The 11405-nt window shown below is 58.3% G+C and carries 6 protein-coding genes; 5 read left to right on the top strand and 1 reads right to left on the bottom strand.

Translation table 11 applies throughout. The features are described 5' to 3' along the window. Nucleotides 1-5: 5 nt before the first annotated feature. The gene (ppk1, locus tag ACYQ2I_RS13075) at nucleotides 6-2216 is read left to right on the top strand and encodes a polyphosphate kinase 1 (protein WP_460167465.1); all 2211 of its coding nucleotides are present in this window, start codon (nucleotides 6-8) and stop codon (nucleotides 2214-2216) included. 21 nt (nucleotides 2217-2237) lie between these two features. On the opposite strand, the gene ACYQ2I_RS13070 is transcribed toward ppk1, so the two are convergent. After that, on the bottom strand, nucleotides 2238-3599 hold the full coding sequence (locus ACYQ2I_RS13070) for an ROK family protein (protein ID WP_460167464.1): 1362 nt from the start codon (nucleotides 3597-3599) through the stop codon (nucleotides 2238-2240). A 719-nt stretch (nucleotides 3600-4318) separates the two neighbouring features. Here ACYQ2I_RS13070 and ACYQ2I_RS13065 point away from each other — a divergent pair. From ACYQ2I_RS13065 to ACYQ2I_RS13050, 4 genes are all read left to right on the top strand, one after another. Continuing rightward, on the top strand, nucleotides 4319-5236 hold the full coding sequence (locus ACYQ2I_RS13065) for a DUF1573 domain-containing protein (RefSeq protein WP_460167463.1): 918 nt from the start codon (nucleotides 4319-4321) through the stop codon (nucleotides 5234-5236). Nucleotides 5237-5590: 354 nt separating this feature from the next. Continuing rightward, complete coding sequence (locus ACYQ2I_RS13060) at nucleotides 5591-7207, top strand: arylsulfatase (RefSeq protein ID WP_460167462.1); 1617 nt, start codon at nucleotides 5591-5593, stop codon at nucleotides 7205-7207. 73 nt (nucleotides 7208-7280) lie between these two features. Then, nucleotides 7281-8693: a sulfatase family protein gene (locus ACYQ2I_RS13055; protein ID WP_460167461.1), complete on the top strand. Its 1413-nt coding sequence runs from the start codon at nucleotides 7281-7283 to the stop codon at nucleotides 8691-8693. 85 nt (nucleotides 8694-8778) lie between these two features. Next, nucleotides 8779-11220: a glycoside hydrolase family 127 protein gene (locus ACYQ2I_RS13050; protein WP_460167460.1), complete on the top strand. Its 2442-nt coding sequence runs from the start codon at nucleotides 8779-8781 to the stop codon at nucleotides 11218-11220. Nucleotides 11221-11405: the final 185 nt, after the last annotated feature.

Genomic DNA, 11405 nt, shown 5'->3' with positions numbered 1-11405 from the left:
AACAGATGGCGAAGAAAACGCAAAAAAAGAAAACGCCCGGCAGAGTCGATCGGTTTTTCAATCGCGAATTGAGTTGGTTGGAATTCAACGATCGCGTGTTGCGGGAGGGATTGTCGCAAGATTTGCCGCTTTTGGAACGCTTGAAATTCTTGGCCATCGTCAGCTCGAATCTCGATGAGTTCTTCATGATCCGAGTAGCCGGACTCCGGCAAATGGTCAAAGCCGGCGTGCGCAAACGTGATCCGGCGGGCATGTCGCCGCATCAACAGTTGCGGGCGATCGCCGCTCGGGTTCATCGGATGGTGGACGAGCAAAGCGGAGGAATTCGCGAAGTACTGTCGGCCCTGCGGGAACACGGGATCGTCGTGTTGACGCGGGACGAATGGACCGACGACGATCGCCGTTTTCTGGCCGGTTACTTCGAACGCGAGATCCAGCCGATTTTGACACCGTTGGCCATTGCCGAATTGGATCCGCCGCCTTTGCTGCCGGGGCTTCAATTGAACGTCGTCGCGAAGTTGGAACGCGTCGGCACCGAGGAAGATACGACGGCGGAAGGCGAAAAAAGCCGCTCGCGTCGAAAACCCGTTCGCCGCAAGAGCACGGAGGAGCCGGAGAATGGGGAGGATGTTCCGCGAATCGTCGTATTTCCGGTTCCGACTCGATATCCCCGATTCGTTGCCTTGCCGACCGAGACCGGGCATCGGTTTGCCTTGTTGGAAGACGTCGTGGCCGCGTTCGCCGAACGCATGTGCTCCGGTTATCGCGTGCAATCGGTCGGTGTATTCCGCATTACCCGCGATGCCGATGTGCCGATCCAAGATGACGACGCCAGCGACCTGTTGAACGTTGTCGAGCGGGCGGTTCTCGATCGCCGGCGGCGCGCCGCAGTCCGGCTGGAACATCAGCAATCGTTGGCCCAAGAATTGGTGAAATGGCTCGCGGACTGGTTGGAACTCGAAGACGATGCGGTCTATCCGATCGACGGAATTCTCGACGCGAAAGCCTTGTGGCAGATCGTGGGATTGTCCGGCTACGATCGCTTGAAGGATGCCGAATGGCCGCCCCAAACGCCGCGGGATTTGCTCGACGCGGAGGATCTGTGGGAAACGATCCGCGATCGCGACGTGTTGATTTCGTTGCCTTATGAAAGTTTCGAGCCGGTCGTTCGCTTGATTCGCGAAGCGGCGGAGGATCCGAACGTCTTGGCGATCAAGCAAACGCTTTATCGTACCAGCGGTGATTCGCCGATCATTGAAGCTCTAGAGCAAGCAGGCCAAAACGGCAAAGAAGTCACTGTTTTGGTCGAACTCAAGGCCCGATTCGACGAGGCGCGAAACGTTCAGTGGGCTCGCCGATTGGAGGATGCCGGCTGTCACGTGGTGTACGGTATCGCGCGGTACAAGACACATGCCAAGGCGCTGTTGATCGTGCGTCGCGAGACGGACCGCATCCGCCGCTATGTGCATTTGTCGACCGGCAATTACAACGACAGCACGGCGAAGCTCTACTCCGATATCGGGTTGATGACGGCGCACCCGGAAATCGCTTCGGACGTGGCGGCTTTTTTCAATCTCGTGACCGGGTATTCCGAAGCCGTCGGGTGGAAGCGCCTTACCGTCGAGCCCAAGCAACTTCGGGAGCGGTTCATCGAACTGATCGAGCGCGAACGGCAATTGTCGACACCGGAACAACCCGGATTGATCATGGCCAAATGCAACGCCTTGCAAGACAAAGAAGTATGCGAGGCACTCTACCGGGCGTCTCAAGCGGGCGTTCGCATTCGGCTGAATATTCGCGGCATTTGTTGCTTACGGCCGGGAGTGCCCGGGCTGAGCGAGAATATCGAAGTCCGGTCGATCGTCGATCGTTTCTTGGAGCACGCGCGCATCTTTTACTTTCACAACGGCGGTCACGAAGAGGTGTACCTGTCCAGTGCCGATTGGATGATGCGCAACTTGGAAAGGCGGTTGGAAACGATTTTCCCCGTGCTCGACCCGAATCAAGCCCAGCGGTTGATCGGCATGTTGAAGGTGTACTTTGCCGACAACGTCAAGGCGTGGCGATTGTTGCCCGACGGCAGCTACGAACGCGTGCCGCGCGAGGGTGAACCGATTCGGGCGCAAGAGTACTTTTATCGGGAAGCCGTGCGGGCGGCTCGTGACGCCGATCGGTCCACATTGCGATATAAACCGCTCAAGACCCCCGAAGGCTGATGTGCTGTAGCGCGCCGATGATTATTTGGCCAGGTGAAACAATCCGGCTTTTCGTCGCGTGCAAGCGTTGAATTGGTTAGCGGCTTCGGCGGTCGGAGCGACGACCAGCTCGACGAGTCGGTCTTCGGCAAACCGCTTGACGATCTCGGGAACCTCCAGTGAAGAGGTTCCGCCGGTACCGATGAAGATGACTTCGGGCCCCCCCCGGCACAAGCGGGCGAGGTCGCGCGGCACGACCTGCCGTTGCTGCTCGGTTTCGGTCGATTTCCAGAACTTGCGCTTCTTGGCTTGACCGCCTGCTTGGACGACGAAATCGACGCCGAAGCTCTTCTTGCCGACCAACGCCATGCCGTTGTCGATGATTTCGACGGTCGGGTATTGAGGCAAAATGCGGTAACGCTTCTTGAACGGATTGCGCCCCACCATCCGACGTGCCAAGGCCACCGCTCCCAGAACCACGGCGTCGTCGCCCAACCGCGAAAGACGGATATGCCCGCCCGGTCGTGCTCCGGGAAGCCGATCGGCCGCAACGATCTCGCGGATGATCGGCAACATGAATTCGCCGCAAGCCTCGATGACGCCGCCGCCGAGGACGATGACTTCGGGGTCGATCAAGTGCCGAATCGTCAGGCATGCGTTGCCGATCACGACGGACGCACGACGCATGATCCGCGTGACCAGCTCGTCGCCGGCTTCGAGCGCCTGACGCAGCGCACCGCTGCGAATGACGGACAAGTCTCCTTCGAGAATATCGGTGAGAACGGTCGACTCGCCCGAGTCGACGGCTGCTCGAATATCGCGCTCGATCGCGGCCCGTCCTGCCAATGCTTCGAAGCAACCACGGTTTTGGCATCCGCACACCGGGCCGTCGATCTCCATGACAATGTGCCCGACTTCGCAAGCAGCCTCGCGGGCGCCACGCCACAACTTGCCCTTGCGAACGAATCCGGCACCGATGCCGGTGCCTACGAGCATGGCAAAAACGCTTTTGGCGTTGCGGCCCGCTCCGATCCAAGCTTCACCCAAGGCGCCTAAATTGCAGTCATTACCTAAAGCCACAGGAACCCCGAAGCGAGGTTCCAACTCTTTCCGAATGGGGATGCCCCCCAGATTCATATTCGGAGTAACGACGATCATGCCCGAGGAGTGATCGACTACACCCGGGATGGCCAGCCCGATGGCGGCCAAGTCTTTTCGGTCGGCGCCTTTTTCGGCCAGCACGGCCTCGATGGCTTGCGCAATCGCCTCGACGACTGCTTGCGGTTCCGTATCGCGGGGGGTGGGAATTCGATGGGATTCAAGGATGCCGCCGGTTTCTTCGACCAACGAGGCCTGAATCTTCGTGCCGCCTACATCGACACCGATATACAGTCGGGCTGCCATAACTCCTACTCCCGAAAAGGTTCGCAATGCCGTTTGCTGTTTCGTGGGCCCCAAAAGAGAGTTGCCGCCGTGCTCCTGTTAATCGTAGCACGTCGATGACAAATTGCACCCCCATGCGCGGGATCGCGATTTGGCTCACCGGCATCTGTTTGACGCGGACAGATCGCTGCGCGAAACAGGCCGAGTTCCCGGCAAACGGAATGGTGCGGTGCCTTTGATAGCTATTTAGAGGGGGATAGGCGGAAAAATTTGCCGCAGCGCGTTCCATGCGCATAATTTATAAGGAACCCGCCAACGCTGAGCCTTGCCTTTCCTGCCCCGGCCTTACGTGCGACGGCACGCAACGATTCTCTGACGCAATCTCCATTGATATGTCCGAACGGCTTAGATTCCGGGGCACGGAAGCTGAAGAGCTGGTTGCCTTGCTTTTGTTTCCTATTTTGCCAGCCTTGCAGATTTGCCGTTGACAGTGACAGCGATGAATCCTTAAAGTAGCCGCGGACCGCCCATTTTTACAGGGTGTTCGACATTTCGGCGCGTCGTGAGTCGCTGCCGGAAGGAGTCCGCAATGGGGTGGGTTCCCGTTGGATGTCAGGGATTCGATGAACAGTCTTCTAGCGACGGGAGTGTATGGTCCCATGTTACGACGTGCAATTCTTGGTATCGTGTGTGCCGCGACCCTAAGCCTGCCAGCGTTCGGGCAGGAGTGGGCACGAAAGATGTTCTCGGACTTTGAGCACGATTTCGGCGTGGTGGCTCGCGGCGCGAAGGCCGAATATCGCTTTGTTTTCAAGAACCTGTATGTCGAAGACGTGCACGTGCTCAATGCCCGTTCGAGTTGCGGCTGCACGATCGTCAGTGTTGAGAATCCGACGGTCAAGACATATGAGGAAGGTGCGATCGTCGCCAGGGTGAACTCGACGGCTTTTCTCGGGGCGAGAGGTGCCACGATCACCGTCACGTTCGACAAACCGTACTATGCGGAGGTCCAGCTCCACGTCCGAAGCTACATCCGCAGCGACGTGGTGTTCAGTCCCGAAAGCGTTCAGTTCGGTACGGTGGAACAGGGCGAGGAAGCCGATCGCGAGGTCACGGTCACGTATGCCGGTCGAAGCGATTGGAAAATTGTCGGCGTCAAGACACCGCCGAACATGACTGCCGAGGTGGAGGAGGTTTCCCGCAGCTATAACCAAGTTGTCTACAAGCTGAAAGTGCATCTCGACAAATCGGCACCGGTGGGGTATTTGAACGACCACATCGTACTGGTGACAAACGACTATCGTTATGAGGAAGTCCCCGTCACGGTCGAGGGGATGGTGCAGTCGCCCATCACGGTCAGTCCTGGGAACCTGTTCTTGGGCGTCGTCAAACCCGGTCAAACGGTGACCAAGACACTCGTCATCCGTGGAAAGGAACCGTTCCGGATCTTGTCGATCTCGTGTGAAGGGGAAGGGTTCGAGTTCGACCTTTCCAAAGAGAAGGAATCCGAGCCGAAAACCGTGCACGTCGTCCCGGTGACTTTCAGGGCGGGAGAAGAACCCGGCAAGATCGCCGGAAACATCAAGATCGAGACTGATTTGGGAATCGAGCCGCCTGCTCCCACGGCAATGGCGGTCGTCAATCCGAACATTCCTTGATCGTCGACAAAACGATTCGTCATCGGACGCCTCGGCTGTACAGGTCGAGGCGTTTTTGTTTTCCGCCGGCGGTTGGTGCCGAGCCGCTTCATAGTCGACGCGATCTTCGACACTGTTCTCAACCGGGCGACGCGGAATTTCATTGCAGATTCGTGCCGGGGGACTACGCTGAACAGTCGCACGGCGCGGCGCAAGCACGCAACGCGTAAATCGCCGAGAGAGCGATTACAATTGTCGACCAGGGGGTGGGGGATGCCGACGGTTTCGGGCGGTGACTTGGGAGTGAACGGTGTTGAACCGTTCTGCCGTCCGTTCGTGGAAAGGTGATCTGTGGCCCCCATACGAGACAAAGCAATGGTAAAGCGAACAATCATCATTGCCGGATTTCTGGTTTCGGTCCTGGCATTGCGGTCCCTTGGGAGCGGTTTGGCCTTCGCTTCAGAGCGGCCCAACATCGTGTTGATCATGGCCGACGACATGGGGTTCTCGGATATCGGCTGCTACGGAAGCGAGATTCCGACTCCGAACTTGGATCGGCTGGCGCGAGAGGGTATTCGCTTTCGGCAGTTTTACAACACGGGGCGGTGCTGTCCGACTCGAGCTTCGTTGCTCACCGGGTTGTATTCGCACCAGGCCGGCGTCGGTCATATGACCTCCGACGCAGGAGAGAAGTTTCCCGGATACCGCGGACGGTTGATGCCTTGGTGTGTGACGATCGCCGAAGTATTGAGACCGGCGGGGTATTTCACGGCTATCGTCGGGAAGTGGCACGTGGGACACGCCGATCGCAGTTGGTGGCCGCTATCGCGAGGTTTCGATCGTTTCTTCGGCGTACCCGAAGGAGGCGGATTTTATTATACGCCGAATGCGGGACGTTCGATCGTGCTCGATAATCAAGTCGTTTACGATGTCGACCATCCGGCGCCCGATGGTTGGTATACGACCGACGCGTTCGTCGATTACGGAATCCGATTCGTCGACGAAGCGGTTTCCGAGCATAAACCGTTCTTTTTGTATGTGGCATTCAATGCACCGCACTGGCCGCTTCAGGCTCCGGCGGAGGATATCGCCCGCTTTGACGGCATGTACGATCGCGGGTGGGATGCGGTTCGTGAAGCCCGTCTGGCCCGCCAACGCGAGATGGGGTTGATCGACGAACATTGGGAGTTGTCGCCCCCGAATCGTGTCGAAAAAGATTGGAACGAATTGACGCCGGAAGCGCGCCGACGGGAAGCCGATGCCATGGAGGTATACGCGGCCGTGGTATGGAAGATGGATGCCGCGATCGGTCGGTTGTTACGGGCCCTGGAAGAACGCGGATTGGCCGACAATACCGTCGTCATGTTTCTTTCCGACAACGGCGGATGTGCCGAAGGCGGCGCAATGGCGAAAGATTCGGGCTCGCCGCCGCTCGGGGCGAAAAGCTCCTTTCTGCGATACGGTAAATCGTGGGCGAATGCATCGAATACCCCCTTCCGCTACTTCAAACACTACGTTCACGAGGGAGGAATCGCGACGCCGCTGATCGTCCGTTGGCCGAAGGGAATTCCTGAAAAGTTGTGCGGCAAGTATCAGGATCAGCCCGCGCACGTGATCGACTTGATGGCCACCTGCGCCGATCTTGCCGGAGCACGATATCCCGACACCCGTCAAGGACAAGCGGTCGTTCCGTTGGAAGGGAAAAGCATGGTACCGTTGTTCCAAGGCGGAAACGATCCGATTCATGACGCGCTTTTCTGGGAACACGAAGGAAATCGAGCCGTTCGCGTCGGCGATTGGAAACTGGTGGCTCGCGGTGCGAAATCGCCGTGGGAGCTGTACAACATGAAAACCGATCGCACCGAACTGCACGATCTGGCGGCCGAACAACCCGAGCGTGTAGCTGAAATGAGTCGCCTCTGGCACGAATGGGCAAAGCGGGCCCATGTCGTGCCCAATCCTCACGGTTGGTTCGAGTCGGAAACAAAGTAAACAAAAGATGCACAAGAAGCGAACCTGACTTCTTCCGAAAAGCCCGAAGTTGTCCCCGTTCGGAGGAATAGCGATGTATCGTCTCGTGGTTTTGTTGCTTGCATGGGCTTTCGCGTGGACGCCTTGTCTCGCCTCCGAAAAGCCCAACATTTTGATCTTGATTACCGACCAGCAACACTGGCGGATGATGAGTTGCGCGGGCGAAGAGTACGTGCACACGCCTGCTATGGACTCGATCGCAGCGGCGGGAACGCGATTCTCGTTGGCGTACGCGGCGAACCCGGTCTGTTCTCCCTCGCGGGTCAGCATGTTTACCGGCTATATGCCCAGTCGATTCGGGATGAGAAGCAACAATCAAGCGAAGCAGCCGTTTCCCAAAGATATGCTTCCCCAGACGATGGGCCACTTGTTGCGAAAAGCCGGTTACGAAACGGCTTTCGGCGGCAAGACGCACTGGATGCAGGGGATGACGCCCGAGTCGTTGGGTTTTCAGGACCTGGGCCGAGACACTCGCGACGGCTTGGCGGATGCCTGCGTGCAGTTTCTGCAAGAATCGCACGAGAAACCGTTTTGTTTGGTGGCGTCGTTTATCAATCCACACGACATTTGCTTCATGGCGATCGACGCCCACGCAAGGGCGACCGGCAAACCCGCATTCGAAACGGCACGTGTCGAGCGTCAAGAATTGGCCAAAGCGTTAGCGCTGCCCGCCGGTGTGTCGCGAGAAGAATTCTTCGAGAAATATTGCCCCCCTCTTCCGCCGAATTTTGCGATCGGTGACGACGAGGCCGAGTGCATCACGACGTGCTTCACGCAGTATCGACCGTTTCGGGAATACGTACGAAGGAACTGGACGGAAGAAGATTGGCGGATGCACCGGTGGGCGTATCGGCGGTTGACCGAGCGGGTGGATGGTCAGATCGGTCGCGTCCTCGATGCCTTGCGACGGACGGGGCTGGATCGCAACACCGTAATCATCTTTACCAGTGATCACGGGGATCACGATTCGGCGCATCACCTGGAACACAAATCGATCCCGTACGAAGAAGCCGCCCGCGTTCCGCTGATCGTGGCCTATCCGCCCGAAACCAAGCCGGGTACGGTCGACGAGACGCACCTGGTAAATGTGGGGCTCGACTTGATTCCGACGGTGTGTGATTACGCAGGGGCCGATGTGCCGGACGGGTTGCTCGGTCGGAGTTTGCGCGCTTTGGCCGCCGGGGCTCATGATGAGGCGTGGCGTGAATATGTCGTTTCGGAATGTAAGTGCGGACGCATGATCCGCAATGCCCGCTTCAAGTACATCGTCTACGAATCGGGCGCAAACAGGGAGCAGTTGTTCGACTTGCACGACGATCCGGGGGAGTTGCACAATCTTGCCGCACGCCCCGAACACAAGGACACGCTTCGGCAAATGCGAAAAGCGTTGGCCGAGTGGATGAGACAAACGAACGATCCGATGCGCGAAGTGTATCTCGTGCGATGAGCCGAGCCTTCGTCATCGTTGCCTACAAACCATCCGTCGCGTTTCCCGCCGCATTGTTTCCTGTCAGATTACGGGGGAGTGCAACATGTATCGAGTGTGGTTATCGACGATTGTGATGATGACCGGTCTGACCGCCGTGAACAGCCTGGCGGCGCAACCCGGTGACTATCCCATCCGCCCGGTGCCGTTTACGGCCGTTCATGTTGAAGATGGATTCTGGGCACCACGGATGGAGACGAACCGCAAGACGACCGTTTGGTACGATTTCCAGAAATGCGAAGAGACTGGCCGCATTGCCAATTTCGAGGTGGCCGGCGGGTTGAAGGAGGGCGGCTTCACGGGCATCTTCTTCAACGATTCCGATGTGTACAAGGTGATCGAAGGAGCCGCGTACACGCTGGCGATTGCATATGATCCCGAGCTGGATGCGTACCTCGACGATCTGATCGCGAAGATTGCCGCAGCCCAGGAAGACGACGGATATCTCTACACGGCGCGGACGATCAACGATCCCAAGTACAACTTTCCGGGAAAGGAAACCGGACGCTGGTCGGCACTTGCATCGAGTCATGAACTCTACAACGTCGGCCATTTGTACGAAGCCGCGGTGGCGCACTACCAAGTGACCGGCAAGCGGACGTTGCTGGACGTGGCGATCAAGAATGCTGATCTGGTGTGTAAGGTGTTCGGTCCGAACCCGGGGCAGCGAATCGACGTACCAGGGCACGAGGAAATCGAGATCGGGCTGGTTAAGCTCTACCGTGCCACCGGCGACGAAAAATACCTGAAGCAGGCGAAGTTCTTTATCGACATGCGGGGACGAGAAGATCTCCGCGAGCGCATCTACGGTTCGTATTGCCAGGACCATCTGCCGATCACCGAACAACTTGAAGCGGTCGGCCATGCGGTGCGCGGCGGCTACTTCTACGCCGGGGTCGCCGATGTTGCCGCGTTGACCGGCGATCGGGGGTACATCGAAGCCATCGACCGCATTTGGGAAGACGTCGTCAATCGCAAACTCTACCTAATCGGCAACGTCGGTCAGCACGGTGCGGGCGAAGGGTACGCGGGCGCGTACAAACTCGATAACCTGCGCGCGTACAACGAGACGTGCGCGGCGATTGCGCTGGCGCTCTGGAATCACCGCATGTTCTTGTTGCACGGCGACGCGAAATATGTCGACGTGTTGGAGCGGATCATCTACAACGCCTTCCCCGCGGGCGTGTCGTTGAAAGGGGATACATTCTTCTACCCGAACCCCCTGGAATGCGATATGCAATTCCGTTTCAACCACGGCAGCTTTGAACGGAGCCCTTGGTTTGGATGCTCGTGCTGCCCGGTGAACGTGGTTCGTTTCGTTCCCTCGCTGCCGGGCTATGTGTATGCGGTGAAAGACGAGTCGGTTTACGTAAACCTGTACGTCGGTAGTCGTGCAAGTGTGGAATTGCCGAGCGGCGAGATCGAACTCGTTCAACGCACCGATTATCCGTGGGAAGGATCGGTCGAGTTGACGGTTACTCCCGAAAAGCCCGCAAAGTTCGCGTTGCGAATGCGAATTCCCGGTTGGGCCGAGGGGCGTCCCATGCCGGGCGACCTTTACTGGTATGCGTCGCGTGATCATCGTCCGGTGAAGATCACACTCAACGGCGAAACGATTCATCCGCCGCGCGAAGCCGGGTATGCCGTCATCGATCGGGAATGGCGAGCCGGCGATGTCGTTTCGGTCACGTTCGACATGCCCGTGCGCCGCGTGTTGTGCAATGAAAACGTCGAATACAATCGCGGACGTGTCGCCGTCGAGCGGGGGCCGATCGTCTACTGCATGGAAGGCGCCGATCACGACGGCAAGGTGCTCGACATCTATCTGCCCGACGACGTCCGCCTCGAGCCGGAATACCGCAAAGATTTGCTCGGCGGCGTGACCGTGTTGAAGGGACAAGCACGCAGGGCCTACCGGGCGGACGACGGTTCGATCGAAGACCGCCCCGTCGGCGTGACGCTTATCCCGTACTGTGTGTGGTGTAATCGCGGGGCGAACGAAATGCAGGTCTGGATTCCTAGAAGCAAGGAACTGGCCAAGGTGCCGCCTCCTCCCACTTTGACGACTCGCTCGACCGTCGAAAGTTCGTACTGCTATCCAAATGATTCGGTGCAGGCGGTCAACGACGGGATTGAACCCGAGAATTCGATCGACCATGGTATTCCGCGATTGACGTGGTGGCCGCACAAAGGCACGGAAGAGTGGGTTCGGATCACGTTGCCGGAGAAGACGGAGGTATCCGAGTTTGCGGTCTATTGGTTCGACGACACGGGACGCGGCGGGTGTCGCGTGCCTGCCGGTTGGTCGCTGGCTTATCGCGACGAAAACGGAAACTGGCAGCCGGTAGAAACACAAGATGCGTTCGGTACGGCCAAGGACCGGTACAACCGCGTTCGGTTCGCGAAGGTGAAGACCGATGCATTGCAAATGACCGTGCACCTGCAAGACGACTTTTCCGGCGGAATTCTCGAGGTGGTCGTGAAATAGGTCTCGATGGAACACGCAGGTAGGAAATAACGCTCGGCGGGCGCCGGAACTAATTTCACCGCCCGCCGTTCTTGTATGCGAGCACCGTGGCGTAGAGATCACCGATGCACCTCCAGCGGCGGGACCGGGTGGCAAATCCCGCCCCGTTGTGGCATGATGGATAGGCACGCTTTTCGGCGGCTGAC

The sequence above is a fragment of the Thermostilla marina genome (assembly GCF_054657455.1).
The sequence above is the reverse complement of the archived record's forward strand: the minus strand, read 5'-3'. Positions and strand labels throughout refer to the sequence as shown.

Coding starts and splice junctions, on each gene's coding strand:
- ppk1 (WP_460167465.1), top strand. CDS start 6: ATGGCGAAGAAAACGCAAAAAAAGAAAACGCCCGGCAGAGTCGATCGG.
- ACYQ2I_RS13070 (WP_460167464.1), bottom strand. CDS start 3,599: ATGGCAGCCCGACTGTATATCGGTGTCGATGTAGGCGGCACGAAGATT.
- ACYQ2I_RS13065 (WP_460167463.1), top strand. CDS start 4,319: ATGTTCTCGGACTTTGAGCACGATTTCGGCGTGGTGGCTCGCGGCGCG.
- ACYQ2I_RS13060 (WP_460167462.1), top strand. CDS start 5,591: ATGGTAAAGCGAACAATCATCATTGCCGGATTTCTGGTTTCGGTCCTG.
- ACYQ2I_RS13055 (WP_460167461.1), top strand. CDS start 7,281: ATGTATCGTCTCGTGGTTTTGTTGCTTGCATGGGCTTTCGCGTGGACG.
- ACYQ2I_RS13050 (WP_460167460.1), top strand. CDS start 8,779: ATGTATCGAGTGTGGTTATCGACGATTGTGATGATGACCGGTCTGACC.